13 protein-coding genes are annotated in these 19,960 nt (G+C 62.3%); 4 read left to right on the top strand and 9 right to left on the bottom strand.

The genetic code is table 11. The annotated features are described in order from the left end of the window. Positions 1-34: 34 nt before the first annotated feature. Positions 35-6,355: an Ig-like domain-containing protein gene (locus FBX99_RS10880; protein ID WP_145131559.1), complete on the bottom strand. Its 6,321-nt coding sequence runs from the start codon at positions 6,353-6,355 to the stop codon at positions 35-37. Positions 6,356-6,405: 50 nt separating this feature from the next. Then, positions 6,406-7,242, bottom strand: coding sequence for a sulfotransferase (locus FBX99_RS10875; RefSeq protein ID WP_145131557.1), 837 nt, complete (start codon positions 7,240-7,242; stop codon positions 6,406-6,408). A gap of 285 nt (positions 7,243-7,527) precedes the next feature. On the opposite strand from FBX99_RS10875, the gene FBX99_RS10870 reads away from it, so the two are divergent. The 3 genes from FBX99_RS10870 (at position 7,528) to FBX99_RS10860 (ending at position 9,300) form a co-directional block, all read left to right on the top strand. Further along, the gene (locus FBX99_RS10870) at positions 7,528-8,115 is read left to right on the top strand and encodes a phage tail protein (RefSeq protein WP_144929747.1); all 588 of its coding nucleotides are present in this window, start codon (positions 7,528-7,530) and stop codon (positions 8,113-8,115) included. A 46-nt stretch (positions 8,116-8,161) separates the two neighbouring features. Next, positions 8,162-8,473, top strand: a complete 312-nt coding sequence (locus FBX99_RS10865) for a hypothetical protein (RefSeq protein ID WP_144929748.1) — start codon at positions 8,162-8,164, stop codon at positions 8,471-8,473. A gap of 239 nt (positions 8,474-8,712) precedes the next feature. Beyond that, positions 8,713-9,300, top strand: coding sequence for a phage tail protein (locus tag FBX99_RS10860; RefSeq protein WP_144929749.1), 588 nt, complete (start codon positions 8,713-8,715; stop codon positions 9,298-9,300). Positions 9,301-9,417: 117 nt separating this feature from the next. Here FBX99_RS10860 and FBX99_RS10855 read toward each other — a convergent pair whose 3' ends face one another. The 7 genes from FBX99_RS10855 to FBX99_RS10825 all read right to left on the bottom strand — a co-directional run bounded on the left by FBX99_RS10855 (position 9,418) and on the right by FBX99_RS10825 (position 18,664). Next, positions 9,418-9,909 carry a GNAT family N-acetyltransferase gene (locus tag FBX99_RS10855; protein ID WP_144929750.1) on the bottom strand — a complete coding sequence of 164 codons (492 nt, stop codon included), beginning with the start codon at positions 9,907-9,909 and terminating at the stop codon, positions 9,418-9,420. Between the two features lie 9 nt (positions 9,910-9,918). After that, positions 9,919-12,015, bottom strand: coding sequence for an efflux RND transporter periplasmic adaptor subunit (locus tag FBX99_RS10850; RefSeq protein WP_144929751.1), 2,097 nt, complete (start codon positions 12,013-12,015; stop codon positions 9,919-9,921). A 1-nt stretch (position 12,016) separates the two neighbouring features. After that, the gene (locus FBX99_RS10845; protein WP_144929752.1) at positions 12,017-13,336 is read right to left on the bottom strand and encodes an efflux RND transporter periplasmic adaptor subunit; all 1,320 of its coding nucleotides are present in this window, start codon (positions 13,334-13,336) and stop codon (positions 12,017-12,019) included. Beyond that, positions 13,333-14,112, bottom strand: coding sequence for an efflux RND transporter periplasmic adaptor subunit (locus FBX99_RS10840; RefSeq protein WP_145131555.1), 780 nt, complete (start codon positions 14,110-14,112; stop codon positions 13,333-13,335). The genes FBX99_RS10845 and FBX99_RS10840 overlap by 4 nt, the downstream gene beginning before the upstream one ends. Positions 14,113-14,295: 183 nt before the next feature. After that, a complete protein-coding gene (locus FBX99_RS10835; RefSeq protein WP_145131553.1) occupies positions 14,296-16,731 on the bottom strand; it encodes an alpha/beta hydrolase in 2,436 nt (811 codons plus the stop codon). A 9-nt stretch (positions 16,732-16,740) separates the two neighbouring features. Then, a complete protein-coding gene (locus tag FBX99_RS10830) occupies positions 16,741-18,183 on the bottom strand; it encodes a TIGR01777 family oxidoreductase (RefSeq protein WP_144929755.1) in 1,443 nt (480 codons plus the stop codon). Further along, the gene (locus FBX99_RS10825; RefSeq protein WP_144929756.1) at positions 18,176-18,664 is read right to left on the bottom strand and encodes a cell division protein; all 489 of its coding nucleotides are present in this window, start codon (positions 18,662-18,664) and stop codon (positions 18,176-18,178) included. The genes FBX99_RS10830 and FBX99_RS10825 overlap by 8 nt, the downstream gene beginning before the upstream one ends. 539 nt (positions 18,665-19,203) lie before the next feature. Here FBX99_RS10825 and FBX99_RS10820 point away from each other — a divergent pair. Next, positions 19,204-19,755, top strand: coding sequence for a hypothetical protein (locus FBX99_RS10820; RefSeq protein WP_144929757.1), 552 nt, complete (start codon positions 19,204-19,206; stop codon positions 19,753-19,755). Positions 19,756-19,960 lie beyond the last annotated feature (205 nt).

The following is a 19,960-nucleotide window of genomic DNA, read 5'->3' as shown; positions in this document are numbered from 1 at the left end:
CCCCTGGTTGCCGCAAATTTTCTTATTGAATGCTTCAGGCCTGTATCTGGCTGATCCCGACCTGTTGCAGAGCCATTGCCAGGGTGTCGACCTGACGCTGCTCCGTGTCCTTGAGGTGTTGCAGTTGCTGGCCCAAGGTCGGTGCGCCGAACATTGCGCGCATACCTTGGGACACATCGCCCCCCTGCATCGATGAATTGCCAAAGGCATCCATCGACTCGCCTTCGCTGCCGGAATCATGGTTGAACAGGGTCGAAAGGGTGCTGCTGCCGAACACCCCACCGTCACCGCCGCCAAAACCGAGGAACCCTTGACCCGAGCCATCGCCGGCGGCATCAGTGCTGAATACCTGGGCGATGTAACTGGGCGCCAGCGCGCCACGGTTGATGAAGATATCGCCTATCGGCCGCAGGCCGCCGCCCACATCCCGTTGCTCGAACAGCGGTGGGAAGCCCACCGGCGAGCCCAGATCGCCCGTCGGCGGCGTGAAGACGACCGGCTGCAACGGTACTTCGGACGGTGGGGCGACCGTGACGGGATCCGATGTCAGGAACTCCGGCGGTGGCTTCACGTCGTTGGGCACTACCGTGTCGATGGCGTAATTGTTGGACACCGCCACGCTGGCCCCGGCATTGCCTGCCGCGTCGCTGACATTGCTGGTGTCCAGGGCAATGAAATTGCTCGGGTCGGTGAGATTCGCCGCGGGGGTGAAAGTCGCCGTCCAGGTCTTGCCACCATCGCTGCTGGTCAGGTTGGTCAGTTCGCCATTGGTGACGCTCAGGTCCGACAGGTCGAAACCGGCCACGGCTTCGCTGAACGTAATAGTCACGGTGGTGGTTTCGCCCACACTCAGGCTCGGATCGGCGACCACGATGGTCGCGGTCGGCCGGGTGGCGTCGAGTGCGTAGTTGCTGGAGATCGCGATACCCGCACCGGCGTTGCCGGCAATGTCCTGCACGTTGCTGGCGTCGAGCAGGATCAGGTTGGTGGCATCGTTGATACCCGCCGTAGGTGTCAGGGTCGCTGTCCAGGTCAGGCCGCCGTCACTGCTGGCGAGGTTGGACAGCACCCCATTGGCGACACTGAGGTCCGACAGGTCGAAACCGGTCACCGCCTCGGTGAAGCTGATGGTCACGGTGGTGGTCTGGCCGATACCCAGGCTGGTATCGCCGACCACGATGGTGGCGCCCGGACGCACCGTGTCGACAGCGTAGTTGTTGGAGTTCACCACGCCGATACCGCTGTTGCCGGAAACGTTGACCACGCCGCTGGTGTCCAGGCTGATCAGGTTGCTGGTGTCGGAAATGCCGGCACTCGGGGTGAACGTCGCCGTCCAGGTCACGCCACCGTCGGAAGACGACACGTTGCTCAACGTGCCGTTGTTCACGCTCAGGTCCGAATTGTCGAAGCCGCTGACCGCTTCCGAGAAGGTAATGGTCACCAGCGAGGTTTCGCCCACCGTGAGTGAGCTGTCCGCGACCACGACAGTGGCGGTCGGCACCTGTGTCTCGACCGCATAGTTGGCCGAGTTGGTGGTGCCTGTCCCGGCGTTGCCGGCTGAGTCGCTCACGCCGGTGTTGTCCAGGACGATGAGGTTGGTGGCATCGCTCACGCCCACGGTTGGCGTGAACGTGGCGGTCCAGGTCAGGCCACCATCGCTGCTGCTGACCGCGCTGAGGCTGCCATTGGCAACACTCAGGTCAGCGTTGCTGAAACCGCTCACAGCCTCGCTGAAGGTGATGGTTACCAGGGCGGTTTCGCCCGGCCGCAGCGTCGAGTCGCTCAGCACGATGGTGGCGGTCGGACGCTGGGTGTCGATGGCATAGTTGTTGGAGTCGGTGGTCCCGGTGCCGATGTTGCCCGCCAGGTCGGCGATACCGCCGTTGGTGAGGGTGATGACGTTGCTGGTGTCGTTGATCCCGGCACTCGGCGTGAACGTCGCGGTCCAGGTGATACCGCCGTCACTGCTGCTCAACCCGGTGACCGTACCATTGGCGACCGTCAGGTCGGCAGCGGTGAAAGCAGTCACCGCCTCGCTGAAGGTGATGGTCACCAGCGAGGTCTCGCCAGCGCCAATGGCGGTGTCGGCCACGACGACGGTCGCGGTGGGGCGTACGGTATCGACGGCATAATTGTTGGAGTCGGTGGTGCCGACCCCGGCATTGCTCGCCCCGTTGCGCACGCCGGTGTTGTCCAGGGTAATGAGGTTGCTGGTATCGGAAACGCCGACACTCGGGGTAAAGGTGGCCGTCCAGGTCACGCCGCCATCGCTGCTGCTGACGTTGGTCAGGGTGCCGTTGCTGACGGTCAGGTCACTGTTGTCGAACCCGTTCACCGCTTCGTTGAAGGTGATGGTCACCAGCGAGGTTTCACCGATACTCAACGACGAGTCGGCGACCACGATGGTGGCCGTCGGCACGTTGGTGTCGACCTGGTAGTTGTTCGAACTGGTCGTGCCGGTACCAGTGTTGCCCGCCGCATCACTGAAGCCGGTGTTGTTCAGCACGATGACGTTCGTGGTGTCGACGATCCCGAGAGTTGGCGTGAGGGTAGCGGTCCAGATGATTCCGCCATCGCTGCTGCTGACCGCGCTCAGCGTGCCGTTGGCCACACTCAGGTCCGAGTTGTCGAAACCGCTGACTGCTTCGCTGAAGGTGATGGTCACCAGCGAGGTTTCGCCGACGCTCAGCGCGTTATCGGCCACGACGATGGTGGCGGTCGGGCGTTGCGTATCGACGATGTAGTTGTTGGAATCGGTGGTGCCGGTGCCGGCATTGCCCACACCGTCCACGACGCCGGTGTTATCGAGGGTGATCAGGTTAGTGGTGTCATTGACGCCGACGCTCGGAGTGAAGGTGGCGGTGTAGATGATGTTGTCGCTGGTGCTCAGCCCGCTCAGGCTGCCGTTGGCAACGGTCAGGTCGGCCAGGGTGAACCCGGTCACCGCCTCGCTGAAGGTGATAGTCACCAACGAGGTTTCGCCGGCGGCAAGCGCCGTGTCGGCAATCACTACGGTGGCGGTGGGGCGCACGTTGTCGATGGCGTAGTTGTTGGAGTCGGTGGTGCCACTGCCGGCATTACCCGCCGCATCGCTCACCCCGGTATTGTCCAGGGTGATGAGATTGGTCGCGTCGCTGGTGCTGGCGCTTGGGGTGAATGTAGCGGTCCAGGTAATGCCGCCGTCGCCGCTGCTCAGCCCGGTGACGCTACCGTTGGCGACCGTCAGGTCGGCGCTGGTGAAGCCAGTGACCGCCTCGCTGAAGGTAATGGTCACCAACGAGGTTTCGCCGATACTCAACGTGGGGTCGGCAACGACAATGCTGGCGGTGGGGCGCTGCGTGTCGATGGCGTAGTTATTGGAGCTGGTGGTGCCGGTGCCGGCGTTGCCCGCCGCATCGCTCACCCCGGTATTGGCCAGGACGATCAGGTTGGTGGCGTCGGTGACACTGACGCTTGGGGTAAGCGTCGCGGTCCAGGTGATACCGCCATCGGCACTGCTCAACCCACTCAAAGAGCCGTTGGCGACCGTCAGGTCGGCCAGGGTGAAACCGGTCACCGCCTCGCTGAACGTGATGGTCACCAGCGAGGTTTCACCGGCGCTCAGTGCGGTGTCGGCCACTACAATCGTCGCGGTGGGGCGCAGCGTATCGACGGCATAGTTGTTCGAGTCGGTGGTGCCCGTACCGGCATTGCCAGACAGATCGGCAATGCCGCTGTTGTCCAGCGTAATCAGGTTCGTGGTGTCGCTGATGCTGGCGGTGGGAGTGAGTGTCCCGGTCCAGGTGATACCGCCGTCGCTGCTGCTCAGCCCGGTGACGGTACCGTTGGCCACCGTCAGGTCGGCGGTGGTGAAGCCAGTGACCGCTTCGTTGAAGGTGATGGTCACCAGCGACGTTTCGCCGACGCTCAGCGCGGTGTCGGCCACCACGATGGTCGCGGTCGGGCGCAGCGTATCGACGGCGTAGTTGTTCGAGTTGGTGGTGCCCACGCCGGCGTTGCCGGACAAGTCCGCGACGCCAGTCTTGTCCAGGACCACCAGGTTGGTGGTGTCGGTCACGTCAGCATCCGGGGTCAGGGTCGCGGTCCAGGTGATGCCGCCGTCGCTGCTGCTCAACCCGGTGACGGTACCGTTGGCCACCGTCAGGTCGGCGGTGGTGAAGCCGCTGACCGCTTCGGAGAACGTGATAGTGACGGCCGAGGTTTCACCGCTTTTGAGTGCGGTATCGGCCACCACGATGGTCGCCGTCGGCGCCACGGTGTCGTTGACCACATAGTTGTTCGAACTGGTGGTGCCTACGCCAGCGTTACCCGCCAGGTCGACAACGCCGGTGTTGTCCAGGGTGATCACGTTGGTGGTATCGGCGATGTTGCTGGCTGCCGTCAGCGTGCCGGTCCAGGTGATGCCGCCATCGCTGCTGCTGAAGGCACCCACGGTGCCGTTCTGCACCGTCAGGTCGGCAGAGGTAAACCCCGTCACGGCCTCGGAGAAGGTGACAGTCACCAGCGACGTACCACCGGAGTTCAGGCTGGTATTGGCCACCACGACAGTTGCGGTAGGCGGGGTCAAATCCGGCACATAGTTGGTGTTGATGGTTCCGCCGTCACCGTAGACATTGGCCACGGAAGCCGGCGACGTACCTGCGGTGCCCGCACTGCCGCCCCCGGTACCGCTGCCGCCGACATTGCCTGACAAGGCCGCGAAGTTGGCCGCGGTGATCAGGATCGCGCCCTTGTTCCAGATGGCGCCAACGCCGACGCCGCCCGCACCGCCAGTGTGGGTGTAGCCACCTCCGGCACCGCCACCACCACCGCCACCACCGGCGCCGATGTTGTTGGAAATCACCGAGTTGCCGATGATGCGCAGGGTCGCGCCGGTGTCGTTGTAGATACCACCCACTGCGCCGCCACCCGCACCACCTATGGAGTTGTAGCCGTCACCGCCCCCACCACCACCGATGGATAATCCCGCGCTGGCCGCCGTGCCGCCGGCCGATCCGGTGCTGTAGCCCGGGTAAGCGGCACCGCCGGCACCACCGGTGGAGTTACCGCCCCGCCCGCCCATGTTGAAGAAGCCGCCGCCGGCGCCGCCCTGTCCCGTCGAGCCGACGGAGCCCGTGGCATTGAGTGTGTCGCCGCCCTTGCCGCCGGTACCGCTGCCGACCGCGCCGCCGCCACCACCACCGCCACCGGCATATTGCGGCGTCACGCCACCACCGCCACCACCGCCCGAGGCGGCGTTGGCGGTAATCGTGACGTTCTTCAGGGTCAGGGTTCCTGCGTTATAAATACCGCCGGCCTTAGCAACCGCAGCATCGACGCCACCATTGCCGCCGTCACCCGCTACCATGCCACGGGTGATCACCAAACCATCGAGGGTTGCCGTGGTACCGGACGTCACGCTGAGGACCTGGGTGCGGAATTGCCCATCGAGGGTGACATCGGCAACGTTGTCGTTATTGAGGTCGCCATCGATGGTGACGTTCTTGTTGACCACCAGCACCTGGGTCAGCGCCACGGTCATGCCGCTGCTGAAGGTCACGATGTCGCCGTTCTGCGCAGAGGACAGGGCCGCACGCAACGAGCCGACACCGGTGTTGGCGTTGTTGGTGGCGGTCCAGGTGGCGAGGCCCCACTGGTAGTCGCTCATTGCAGTGGCAGACAACACGTTGGCGCTTTCGATGTTGCCGGTGGCGATTTCCAGGTCCCAGTCGCCGCCCAGACCGGTACGGTCGTTGGAAGCGGCCACATCGCGACCGGTCAATTGCGCCAGCGAATCGACCAGCTCCAGGCCACGTTCGCCTTGGGCGGTGTAGCAGCCATAGATCAGGATATCGCCTCCGGCGTTCATGTCCTGGCCAATCTGCGCCAGCACCTCGGCGCGGGCCTGGACGTTGTCCGCCGACAGGTAGGCGTTGCCCAACCACAGATCACCGGCGTTGCCATGGGCAATGATCTGCACCGAGCTGACGCCCTGGTGGGTGTCCAGGTAATCGGCGATCTGTTGCAAGCCGTCCTTGGTGGCATCCAGTTGCACGACCTCGGTGCCGGGCGCCACGCCTTCGAGCAGGCTGGCGGCATCCTTGACCCGGGAATCGACGAATACCACCGACTTGCCCGGCACGGCGGCTTCGGTGGCATCGGCCTGGCCCTGGGCCACGTGAGTATCGGTAGCCTGATCGGCCGTGGGCGTCTTGGCCGCGTCCGCGGTGGGATGGGCATCCGGCTGCGCGGCGTCGGCCACGGTCGCGGCGACGGCGCCGTCGAACAGCATCCGCGGTTCCAGGGACATGATCATTGGCGATGCCAGGGCCTGTGCGCCCTCGGTTACCCGCGATTTACCTTTGCTCCACCACATGATGTTCACCCGGACTCGAACTACTGAACACGTAAATGAAAAAACCGCGCTCAGCTGAGCGCGGCGTCGGTTTTCATACGAATGACATTGGCGGCGCTGGCAGAGCCATCGCGCCAGAACGACAACTGGGCATACTTCTCGAACAGATCCGGCGGCAGCAGGGTCCGTCGCGCTTGCGGCGCGACCCGGGGCTTGACCTTGTGCAGGCCGGCAACGCCCAGGGCCTGGTCGAAGGCCGGTGCGTCGTAGGTCAAGTGATTGAAATCGTGTTCATACCAGGGCTCGTCGATGAATTCGTAGATCAGCCGCATCACCCGCTCGGGCGCTTGGCTCAACAGGTCGTAGTCGACGATCAGCAACGACTCGGCGTTTTCGCCGTAATAGGCTTCCTTGAGTGCCGTCCAGGCATATCCCACCAGACGGTTGCGCTGGGCCAGGGTTTCGCAGCGGCTGTAGACGGTGTTGCGCTCGTCATCGTCGTTGAACAGCTTGGTGTTCTCGAACGGGTTGGCGCGGTAGAGCCGCTCCAGGCTGTCGAGCACCCAGGCAACGTTGCGTACGCAGGCGATGGTCTTGGCCTGGGGGAAAAGATCCTGCAGCGCGGGTAAACGAGCGCACCACTGGCGGTTGGTATCGAAGATGACGGGCTTGTCGGCTTTGTCGGCATAGTACGAATCGAACAACCCACGCAGCAGGCGACGGCGCAGGTCGGTGTCGATCACCGAACCGAATTCGCTACCGGCACTGCATTGCTGCAATACGCTGCTGAACAGCGTACCGACGGGGCTGGTCATGCCGGCATGAAAGCGTGGGTTCTGCAACAGGATCGCAGAAAGCAGGGTCGAGCCTGAGCGCGGTAGACCGGAGATAAAGTGAAACTTTGACAATCCCTTTCACCGTTTGTAGTCCATTTGTGTCCGAAGAGTAGACGAGGAAACAAACCTCGACTAGTACTACTTTGACATCAAACACACCTGTTCCTGAAAAAAAGATGGACGGTACAGCTCACCCCCAAACCTGAATCGATTAAGCCACGCGGCAACCTTTTTCAGTCCACGGGCAGAATGAAATAACCCCGTCTACGCTCATCCGGGCGTGACCGGCCAGGTGATCGCATCTTTACCCGTTGTATCCAGATACCGCAGACCAACAACCTGAAGGATGAGGACTCTATGGAAGTATTTATCGGGACTATCCAGCCGTTCGCGTTCAACTTCGCCCCCCGGGATTGGGCCTTGTGCAACGGGCAGACCCTCAGTCTCGCTCAATACGAGACATTGTTCGCCCTGATCGGGGTGACTTACGGCGGCGACGGCCAGACCACCTTTCTGCTCCCCAACTTGCAGGGGCGGATGCCCATGGGCCAGGGCAACGGCCTGGGGCTGACCCCTCGGGTGATCGGCACCGTCTCCGGCACTGAAAACGTCACGGCGACGCTGAACAACCTGCCCAACCACACCCACGCCCTTACCGGCATAACCGCCGCGACCACCCTGCAACTGGCGAACCCGGCCAGCAACCCGGTGAATACGCCAACAGCCACCAACTCCTTCATCGGTACCTCGGGCACCGGGCCGGGTGCAGCGAATATCTATTCCGACCAGCTAGGTGCTTCGCCGGTACCGCTGCAGGGTGTGACCACGACGGTCAGCGGCACGGTCGCCCCTACCGGCAATGGACTGCCGATGGCAATCATGAACCCATTCCTGGCGATCAACTTCAGCATTGCCCTGCAAGGCTACTTCCCATCCCGAAACTGATGATCCGCCGGAGGACCATGGCCCTCTGGCCTGTTGGAGTATCGATATGTTGCAAGCCGTCCATAGCCACCATTTCCAACCACTGCTGGGTCAGACCAGTCACCTGACCCTGCCTGACGGCAGTTGTCTGCCCGTACGGATCGAAACCCTCGAGCATGCGCCTCGGGCGAAAATGCCCAATACAGAGCGCATGCCTTTCAGCATCGAATTCAACAGTTTGCAGGCCACCGATTTCGTAGACGGTTTGTGCTCATTGGAAGTGCCCGAACTGGGCAGGCTCGAAGGGGTGTTCGTGTCGCGGGTACCGCCCATGGGACGAGACCCGGCTGTGGGGTATTTCTATATCGCGTTCAACTGATGTGGGAGCGAGCCTGCTCGCGAGGCGTCGTGTCAGGCAGCAGTGAAGTCGACTGATACACCGCTTTCGCGAGCAAGCCCGCTCCCCACGGGATCTGCAATGAAGCTTCACTCGGCAGAGCATGGCAACCACGTCTACGCTCAGCCGTGCGTGATCAGGCCAGGGAATAAAGGAGTCGGGCTGAACGCAATCTTCTTCCTTGGCAACACCAGAACGATAACCTGAAGGACGAGGAATCTATGGAAGTATTCATGGGCACTATCCAGTCGTTTGCCTTTAATTTCGCACCCAGCGGCTGGGCGTTGTGTAGTGGGCAGACGCTCGGCATCTCGCAGTACCAGGCACTGTTCTCACTGATCGGCACCTACTACGGAGGCAATGGCCAGACCAACTTCATGCTGCCCAACCTGCAAAGCCGACTGCCCTTGGGCCAGGGCAACGGCCTGGGCCTGTCCCCGCGTGTGATCGGCGAGACTTCCGGCACTGAAAACGTGACGGCAACACTGAACAACCTGCCCAACCACACCCACACCCTGACGGGCATAACCGCCGCAACCACCTTGCAACTGGCGAACCCGGCCAGTAATCCACTGAACGCGCCAACGGCCACCAACTCCTTCATCGGCACTTCAGGTACCGGACCGGGAGCGGCGAATATCTATTCCGACCAGCTAGGTGCGTCGCCAGTACCGCTCAAAGGCGTGACCACCACGGTCAGCGGCACGGTGGCTCCTACGGGCAATGGACTGCCGATGGCAATCATGAACCCATTCCTGGTCATCAACTTCAGCATCGCCTTGAACGGTCTGTTCCCATCCCGTAACTGATTTTCCAATCGCAGGGCAGCGGCCCTGTGGGAGCAAAGCTTGCTCGTGACTGCCGCTATCGCGAGCAAGCTTTGCTCCCACAGAAACATCCCACACACATTAAGGAATGTTGAGCTGTCAGTTGCCTTTCGGATACCAGACCAACCGTTCCGCCGCCGGGTTACGTTCCTCGACTTCGAAGCCCAGCGCCAGGTAATGCCGCCGTGCGTGAGGATTGCTGGTCCAGACCACGGTCGCCACCGGGCAGCGGATCTGTTGCGCGGCTTTCTGCACGCCTTGCAACACCGTCCGGCCATAACCCTGTCCGCGGGCCTGGGGAATGAAAGCCAGGTACAGCACACGAATTTCATTGGCACCGAAATCGGTGCTTAACGCGCCGATAGCGGTGCCGAGTTTTTCCACGACGTAATGCATGGCATTGGGAAAGTTGTCCCCCAGCCCCTGCTCCTGCACCTGAAACTGCTGCGCGATCACCTGCTGCACCTGCTCGTGCTCGCCATCGATCCATTGCAGGTCCGGTCGCGCCGCCTGATAAAGACTCTGCAAGAACGGACCATCGCTGACCCGCGACGGCCGCACCACCAGTCCCTCTGCCGCTACTGACTCCATGTATGCTCCTTAGAATCCGCTTTCCCTTACACCCAACGCCGCCAACCGACGCCAGGCCGCTCCCAGTATCGATTCGCCCTGCCCCTGCAGCACCACGACTCCCCGCAGCGGTTGCGACGGAGCAGCTTCGTCATCGACGGCGCTCAGGCGTACACCGTATTGCGCCTGCACCGGCTCGGCCCGCTGTTGCGAATCACGGCGAACGGCAATCGGCCCATGATGATCGGATGTCAACGCCTGCTGCTCGACCCAGGCGGTGCCATTGGTGTCGATTTCATTCAGTTGCACGGCAATCGAAGGGTGCATCGGATCATCGGCAATGAATCGTCCCGTGGCGCCAGGCCCGACCCGCCAAAGCTCGGCCTCGGTGAGGTAACCACGCAGGCGGGAGTCGGCCTGCACCACCCGCACCAGCGGTTGCGTGGGTGACAACCAGCGGCCTACCGCCAATTGTGGCAGCAGGTCACGCACCTGGCCGGCATGGGGCGCTCGCAGCAACAGTCGTTCACGTTGGGCGACCAGGCCACGATACTCGGCAACGGCTTCGGCCAGTTGTTGCTCGACAATACCTGCGTCGGCAGCGGTTTCGCTGCGGCCGGCCCGGCGACGCATCTGCAATTGCTGGATCTCGATTTCCCGACGCACGATGCTCAGGCGTGACGCCATGTCCGGCGACTCCAATTCAATCAACACATCGCCCTGGGCCACCACCTGCCCATCGTGCACATTCACCTGTTTGACCCGGGCCGCCACCGGTGCATACAAGGCACTGGCACGACCGGCCTCCAGCATCGCCGGCACTTCCACGGCGCTGCGCCAGGGCAAAAGCAAGGCCAGGATCAGTGCCAGCAAGACCAATCCGGTCAGCAACACCCGCGGCCCATGGGCTTGCTCGCGACGCTGCCACCATTGTCGCCACTCATTCACGATAGGCATGAAAATGAACCAGACCAATTCCACCATCATCAGGAAAATGCCCAACACTTTGAAGAACAGGTGATAGACCGCCAGGGCAATGCCAAAGAACAACACCGCTCGCCACAACCACGACCCATATCCCCATATGAGCAAGCGACGGCGCATCTTCGGCGACCAGGGTTCCGGTGCCACCGCGCCGTAACCGAACAAGGCTTCGCGCAAGCGCCAGCGACACAAGGCGAATGCCCGGCCTTGAAGGTTATCCACCGCCCAGAAATCGCTGAGCAGGAAGTACCCGTCAAAGCGCATGAAGGGATTCAGGTTGATGATCAGCGTGGTGATCCAGGTGGCGCTGGCCAGCATGAACGCGGCGGTGCGGGCCGGCCCATCGGGCAACAACGACCAGGCCAGCAGCGCGATGCATGCCAGCAGCAGCTCCGCCAGCACGCCACCGGCGCCAATCAGCAATCGAGCCCGACGATCATTGATCCGCCAGGCGTCGCTGACATCGGTATAGAACATCGGCAGCAGCACCATGAACGCCACCCCCATGCTTTGCACCCGGCAACCGGCGCGCTTGGCCATGAAGGCATGGCCGAACTCATGGCACAGCTTGGCGAAAAACAATGCCACCCCGAACGCAAGCGCACCGCCCAGGCTGAACAGGTGTGGAAAAGTCGCCAGGAACCGCTGCCAATCCCGTGACACCAGGAAAATCCCGGCACCCAGGGTCAGCGGCAGTCCATAGCGCAGGATCTTGGGCCCGAACCGTGCCAGCCAGGGCCAGGCGCGGTTGAGGAAAGCGTCTGGACGCCACAGTGGAATCCGGAAAAACAGGTATTGATGCAGCAGGATTTGCCACAGGCTCTGGCGCCGGGCGGCCGTCTTGAACTGATAGCTGTCACGCTGTTGCGGATCCATTGCGCTGATCAGATCGTGACCGCGTAGAAAGCCCAGCAACTGCTCCAGCGACTCGCCGTTGAGGGGCAGGCCCGGCTCACGGTTCGCAGCTTGCAGCACCCGCTCCGGGTCGCCCAGGGACCAATGCCGCAGCATGCGCATCGCCGCCGCACCCAGCTTGAAATAGCGCCCGCGTACCGGATCGGCCAGCGTCCATTGAGGCGAACCATCAGGGTCCGCTGCCGCCGGAGACAGCTGCAGATCCGGCCGCAGGCTCGGCAGGTCCACGCTACAGACCTACGCTCTGGCGCAGCCCAGCCAATGGTCGACGCAACAGGTACAGCGCCAACGGCGCACGATCGCCGAATATTTTTGCCGTGCCACGCAGGCCGATGCGCGGTGCCGCGGCATCGAAACGCGCATCCAACCGATAGGCCAGCTGTCCGGCGGCAGTGGGTTGCGCCTCGTAGGCCGAACGCTCGAGCCAGGCCACATGCCGCTGCAACGGATCGCTGTCGAGGAACAACGCGACTTGCGCACCGGGAGCCAGGGTTATCGCGTCGCCGACCGCCAATTCGATACGCAGCTCAGCCTGGCTGGGGTCGGCGATTTCCATCAACCGCTCGCCGGTCTGCACCGGCTTGCCGAGCCAGCGCTCGACATCGGCAAACACCGCAATGCCATCCCGTTCGGCACGCACCTCACTGCGTTTGAGCAACTCCAGGGCATAGTTGCGCTCGGCGCGTTTCTGCTCGACGCGAGCGGCCAGGAGGTCGATCTTTGAGCTCGATTCGGCATCGGCAAACGAGCGCTGGGAGTTGGCCTTGAGCTCCGCCTCGGCCACGTCCAATGCGCGTTCGGCCACATCGGCCTGGGCCTTGAGGCTGGTGCTTTCGAAGCGCAGCAACAGGTCGCCGTTCTTGACGGCCTGGTTGGGCTTGACCATGAATTCGGCGATCACGCCGTCCAGCGGCGCCGCCACCACCTGGCCACCCAGCGGCACCACTTCGGCCGGGGCCAGCACCGACTGGCGCACCGGGACCAGCAAGCCCAGTAACAGCACCGCCACCAGCGCGACCTGGCGCTTGCGCGTCCAGCGCAGGCGCCACGGCTTGCGCGGTTGCAACGCCAGCCACGCATGGCTGTAGGTATCGCCCAATTGCGACAGCAGTACTTGCTCGGCCGGCGTCCAGGGCAGGTCACGGGCCAACCACAGACCGCCGAAGACCAGACCCTTGTGATCGATCAACGGCAGCCAGAATACCTGCCCGGCCGACAGGCTTTGCCAGTCCGCCTGAACGGCCTCGCTGACACCACCGGCAGCAATCACCCGAGCCTGGTTCAGCAGGCCTTGCTTGAACAATTGCGCTACCGCCTGCTCGACAAACGCCACGAAAGGCGCATTCGGTTCCACGGCACTGATGCCGGTCACTGCCTGCACTTTGCCGGCAATCAACAGCGCGGCGTGGCGAAACCCGAACAGGGCCTGGCCATCGTTGACCAGGCTGTAGCTCAGTTGCGTCGGGTTACGCGCGGCCCGCGTCTGACGCTCCAGATCGAGGAAGCGGGCAAATACCTGCTCGGCGTTACCCATGACCGGCGCGTTCACTTGGACTCCGCGAAACGCGCCGTGCCGCTCATGCCGGACAGCAAGCCACTGGCATCAGGCAGGCTCGCCACCAGCAGCAACGTCTGGCTGCCCTCATCGATACGCGCGCCGAGGCGCTTGACCGTCGCTTGCAGCGGCCGGCCGGTTTCGTCGGGAATGAATGTGAAGGATTGGCCGGGCTTGAGCCTGTCCATCCAGCGCGACGGCACCAGCAGATGGATCTCCAGGGTGCGGTTGTCGACCACGTCCAGCAACGGCGCGCCGGCCGCCACGCTCTCATAACGCTGGACCTTGCGCGCCACCACCTGCCCATCGAACGGTGCAATCACACTGCAGCGCTTGACCTGGACCTGATACACCTGGGATTGCGCCTGGGCCTCGCTGAGCCGGGCCTCGGCCCGTGAGACCTCGAAACGCCCGACGGATTTCAATGCCTCCAGCTGCCGGTTATGCGCCAACTCCTCATTGGCGCCCCGACTCGCCGCCTGGGCGGCGTTGAGCTGGGCCTGATAGGCCGAGCAATCGAAACGCGCGAGGGTATCGCCCTTCTTGAACGACTCGCCCTCACTGAACGGCAATTCGACGATACGTCCGGCCAACTCACTGGCCAGCACGGCCTGATCCCGCGCCCGCAGCACCCCTCGCGCCTCGTTGCCACCCGGCGCCCCGGCCGTCACGTTGCTCTCGAACAACGGATCGTTCGCGACAGACGTCTGCGCCTGGACCGCACACGTTATAAAGGCCAATCCCACAAACCAACTGCAAAAACGCTGCATGACCGCTACTCCCTGACGGATGGTCGGAGTCTACGACAGCGGTGGGGAGCGTCAAGGGAGATGCGTTCAGGTTTGGGAAATCTCTTATTTCAAAAAGGTTAGGAGAGGGGTTAGGCAACGGTTGACGTCAGAATTCGCCCGACTCAGGTCTCCCTCGCTGCTGGCGACCACCCCAGCCGCGCCCTACTCCACCAACGTCAACTCCCCATCCCGATACAGCACCTCGCGACCCAGCCAGGCCGCATCCACCTGCGGCAGTACCGCCGAGGGCTTGCGCAATTCGCGCAGCAAGGTCGAGCCATGGGACAAGCGTCCGCCCATGCGCGCAATCACTGCCCGGGCGTTTTGATAGTGTGCATGGCGACCTGGGTCCAGGGTTTCTTCAAGCAGAATGTCGTCGCCCAGGATGCCTTGCACCTGTCCCGGGTAGATCAGGAATCCACTCGCTTGCTCGGTGCCCTCGCGACCGTCCTGCCAGAAGCTGCCTTCCCGGCTGCGAACGTCCGGATGCGGTGCGAACCAATGGGCCCGTTCGGCCGCCGGCATGGCGTGATGCAGGCGAAAAAAAATCCGCATCAGGTTGTCGCGATACCACTCACGCACTTGCAGGTAGTAGCCGCGCAATCCCGGCAGACCGCTCGAATGGGCCAGGCGCACCGCCAACGGCCATCGAGGGAACGCCTGCAGCGGCAATTCGGTCGGTGCCGGACGCGGCGTAGCCGGGTCGGTTTCCCATGGCAGCCGATGCGGGGCGGATTCCAGGTTGTCATAGACGGTCGGGGGCCGGCCCAGCCAGTCGCCACCGCTGCTGGCCAATGCGGTGGCGATGCACAGGTTGCCCTGGACCACAAATACGTAGAAACGGGTGAACCAGTCGGCCAATTGTTGCCCGCCAGCCCCCTGTTCGGTCAGCTCGCAGAGTTCCCGGTCGAAGCGCAGTAAACCCTTTTCTAACCTCGGCAGATGCCCACGAGCGATGCGCTGCATGCGCAGGAACAACGGCAGCGAACGGACCAGGCGAAGCGGTCGCCAAGGCAGATGCGGTGTAGCGCCGCCGACCTCACCCGCGTAGTTGCTGGCACTGATGCCCCAGTCCGCCAGGCGCGCGAGAAACAGGTCGTTGTTGATGTACGAAGCACCGCCAAACACCGCGGTAAAGGGCTCGTTGTCCTGCAATATCCGCGCGTCCCAACGCGCCATGATAGCGGGAATGCTCGCCGCGGCACGGCGCTGGGCGTACTCCACCAGGACACTGGGTCGCGGCGGCAGGATCTCGGCGATATTGGCGGCGGTCAGGTGTCGACGCCAGCCATAATCGCTGATCGGCCGGTATTGCAGCAGCCAGAGTTGTTTGCCGTCCCAGGCCCATTCAACATCACCGGGCACGTAGTGGAACACCCGCAGCACACCTTGCAGGAATCGCCACAGCTGATCGGCGGTCAGGCCGTGGGAAGGTTTGAACGTGTCGCTGTTCCATGAATCGCCCAGCCGGGAAATGATCGCGCGTTCAGGGCTCGCCTGACCGTCGGCCAATGATTCAAGATGACCTTCGACCCACTCCAGCTCGACGGCCAGGTGACGGACGAAGGCGATCCCGGACAGCCGCGGCGTGATGAATCGCTGCACCACCACTTCCTCGACCCCCGTTGCATTCAGCTCGGCAACGCGCGCCGGCACATCCTGCGTCGCTACACGCAAGAACGTGGTGCTCAGGCCCGCATTCGCCGCATCGGCCTGGTCCTCGCCATAACTGGAGGAACGCACCGCCCAAAGAGCGTCCGATGGATCGTCGAGGAACGCCGGCAGGCGCGGATCATGGCAGTCGTTGAGCGACAGCGCCGCAGGCACCGCTTGCCCGGCCAGCGCCGCCAGGCGCAAGCGCCCACCCTTGGTATGGGCGACGAATCCTCGCTCGTCCGACTCCAGCCACGCGGCGAACTCGGCCGGCGCGTCAATCCACGGATAATGACCCCAGCCGGGTTTCAGGCTGATGGTCAGATCGGCGCGAGCGAGAATGGCTGACCACGCCGCGGCCTGCTCGATGCCCAGAACATTGTCCTGATCGCCCCAGACCAGTTCTACCGGATCGGTAATCCACTCCAGCAGTGGCAACGCGGTGTCCGCGCGCACCAGATCCCAGTGCGGCACAAAGGCCCGACAGCGCGCATACCCGGCACCCATGCGCCGGTACTGCGCAGGCGTCCAGGTCTGGTTGGAAAACTTGCGGGCAAACAGCGTCGGTTGGTTTGCCAACAGCCAATGAATGGATTTGCGCAGCGGCAGGGGCGACATCAATGCCGGTAGGCGGCGCTGCCACAAAAACGCCCCGACCGGCGCCAGCAGTACACTGCGACAGAAGTGCCCGGGCTGACGCTGCAAGGCATGCAACACCAACAGCGCATTCACCCCGACGGAGGTGATCGCGCTGCCCTTGACCGTCATCTGCAGCAAAGCTTGGGCGTAGGCGGCCAGGTCTTCGCAAGGCGCCTGGGGATGATTGCCGAAGCCGGGCAGTTCCAGCGGCAGCACTTCGTAGCGCTCGAAGTGCGGCAATGCATCGTCCCACCAATCAGCGGCGCTTCCGTTACCGGCCAGCAGGTACATCAAGGGCTTGCTCATGAGCGGTCCTCAGGCCAGATCACGCAGGGCAGCGTCGAGGGTCGGGTAACGGAACCGATACCCGGCGTCAGCGAGACGGCTCGGCACCACGCGTTGGCCGTCGAAAAACAACTGGGCCATCTCCCCTGCCAGGGCTCGCACCGGTGCGGCAGGGATGTGAAACCATACCGGGCGCTTGAGAACCTTACCGACGCGCTCGGCAAACTCTCCCTGGCTGACCGTGTCCGGCGCCACCAGGTTGTAGGTGCCGCTCAGGCTCTCATCGTCGAAGGCCCGGGCGATCACCTGGATCACATCATCGCGGTGTATCCAGCTCATGATCTGCCGCCCATCACCCATCCGCCCACCGAACCCCAGGCGAAACGGAATCAGCAAAGGCAACAGCGCACCGCCCGGACCAAAGACCACGCCCAGGCGCATCACCACCTGCCGCAGGCCCAATTCAACGGCTGGCCGCGCCGACGCTTCCCAGCGAGCACAGAGGTCGGCCATAAAACCATCGCCCTTGGAAGCTTGCTCATCCAGTCTTTCACTGGCATCGCGCACGCCATAAAAACCGATGGCCGAAGCCTGAACCCACAGCGTCGGTTTGTTCCGGGCGTTCTTCAGCCAGGTCATCAACGCTTCGGTGGTATTGACCCGGCTGGCAATCAGCTGCGCCTGGCGCCGGGGGCTCCAGCGCGGACCGGCCACCGGCGCCCCCGCCAGATTGATCATCACATCGAAGATTTCGTCATGGCCCAGCTTGTTCAGCGAGCGCAGGCAACGGGCACGGCCGTCGAACAGGTAGGCCGCTTTCAACGGATCCCGGGCCAGCACACTGACGGTGTGCCCGGCATCGAGCAATTGATTGACCAGCGTCTCCCCGATAAACCCGGTGCCGCCGGTCACCAACACGCGCTTATGGATGCCGCCCGCGAACGGATTGCCGGATTTGCCCTGGCGTTGCATGCGCAGCGCCGCCAGCCCGTCACGAATACCCGAGGCACTGACACCTACGGCAAACAGCGTCAGCAACCAGCCGCGCCAGCCGAGATCGAGCGCGCCCAGGCCGGTAGGCAAACTCGCCCATTGCGCCAGTTGCACCCCGTACAGCGCGAAGAACGCCCCGCCGTTGACCGCCAGCACCGTGTGCATGATGCGCTCGATGGCCGGCAGCTTGCGGCTGCGGTCCTCGACCACGAAATCCCAGAGCGTCAGGCCGATCTCCAGGGCGAACAGCAACCCGATGACAATCGCCCACGCTCCCTGGAAGGTCAGGTGGGCGATGCCCAGGAACAGAACCCCGTAGAAACACGAACGCAGGGCGTGGATCGACAGCTCCAACCGGGCGCTGTGGCGATAGGGCAGCGCGACGGTCAGTTCATGGTGATAGAGGGTATCCAGCGCGCCCAGGACAGCCTGGGCAATCAACAACGCGATGGCCCAGTCGAGGAGAGAAAAATCAGGCATGGTTTGACTCACTTAGCAGGTGGTCGACGAGGGGATTGCGGCGATCATGACGGTAGAGCCAGAACAGCGGAGGCAGCAATGCAAACAGGGCAAGGCTGTCGAACCACAAATGCGACCAGACCTGCGCCTGGGCCGAAAGCAGGATGTCCTGGGGCGCCCAGAGCAGGATGCCGGCAATCAACCACCCCCAAGGCATCGCGCTTCTCAGTCGATTACCGAGATGGACCAGGGCCAGCATGTACAGCGAATAACTTTGCAACGTGGCGCCGAACAGCGCCAGCCACCAGACCTGCTGCGCCCGGGCAGCCGAAGGCACCGCAGCGTCGGGCCAGAAAGCCTGTTCGATGGTTTGCAGATAGCCGTCGAGCAATCCGGAATGCCCTGCCCAGGTCAGCACGAGGCTGACCAGCAGATGCATGAGGGCAGCGGCGTATAGCCAAGCGACCAGGGCTTTTCGAAGGGTGTTGGGAGAGGTTGGCATTCCATGTTCTGAAGGCTTGCTTGAGGGCGGCCAGTCTAAAGGAAAAGGGCGGGGCTTTACTTGGCTAATGGCCTGGGCAGCGATAAATAACGTTCGCCGCCTGGAGCGCCTGAAACCTAAGCCGGATGGTCGATAAGGTGCATTTGCTGGTGGAATGGGAGGCGGATCGGCTTATACGCCTGGGTGAACTTCGAATATCGCCTCCGCAAGCAAGCTCACTCCACAGGTGAAGCTTGTGCATCTGTTTTTCATGACCGGCAACTGAATCCCATCGTTGGGTATCAGCGACACGAATCACATTAAGGGCAAGGCCAAGGCTTCCAAGCCGGCGGATTCTGGGGGATCTACAGTCCCTTGCGCAAAGTGCCGTAGACACTCGGAAAGTAGCCGTCGGACAGGGTCGCCGTTCGTCGGCACTGTCAACTACGACAGGTACGCAAGCCGGTCTTAAAGGTTTCTACTGCTCTTGCGTCTATCCACGGCGCTCCGGCAATTGAGCGTCAACGGAACGCTCAGATCGTCTACTAGAGGACAGCATCATGAGCAATAACCAGACAACCAATATTAATGACGACCTCAGTAATGAAGTGCTTGAAAAGGCACATCTGGAGAAGAGAAAAAAGTTAAGATCTGCAATCAGAGTATCTCTTGACAAGCTTAAACCCTCCATCTTGGAGCCTGAGTCGGCCAACATCGATTCAAACAACATCAAAGGTAAAACGAGCGAAATCCCCTGGCGAACCGATACGCTTTCAGGGAGCACGGGTAACTACAAAGGAGAACTAACTTTTCAGCATCGTTATGTTGATGGACGATTGCAGTTCAAAACGACTGCATACCGAATAACTCGAAGCAATGGTCAAAGTGGTGGGAATAAAGCCAACATTAACATTCTTATAGATAATTCGGCTGGGCAGTGGTCAAGCTTTTCTCCCGACTCGATGTGGCAGGACGGACAATGGCATCCCTATGAGCGAAACACCGACATGAGAATTTGGGATAAATGGGCAACGGTATATATCCTATTTATTTTCGATAAACCGAATGCCCCCGACCCTGACGTAACTGTTTCGAAGCAGTACTACTATTAAGTTCTAATCGACGCCTGAAAAGTAACAGCGTCGAAGCCAGACCACCTAGCAGGTCCAACCCTTGAAACAGTACCTGACGAGAAAACATATTATGCCAAGGCAACTCTAATGTGATGTTTATACTTTCGATGGAGCTAGGCTAGCCGGGATAAGGACATCACCCTATCTGCTCAGGTTAACGATAGCTTGGAACTAATCCTGTTTG

The organism is Pseudomonas sp. SJZ074, from assembly GCF_007828215.1.
Taxonomy (GTDB): domain Bacteria; phylum Pseudomonadota; class Gammaproteobacteria; order Pseudomonadales; family Pseudomonadaceae; genus Aquipseudomonas.
Note: the sequence above shows the minus strand (reverse complement) of the source record. Positions and strands in the feature narration are given on the sequence as shown.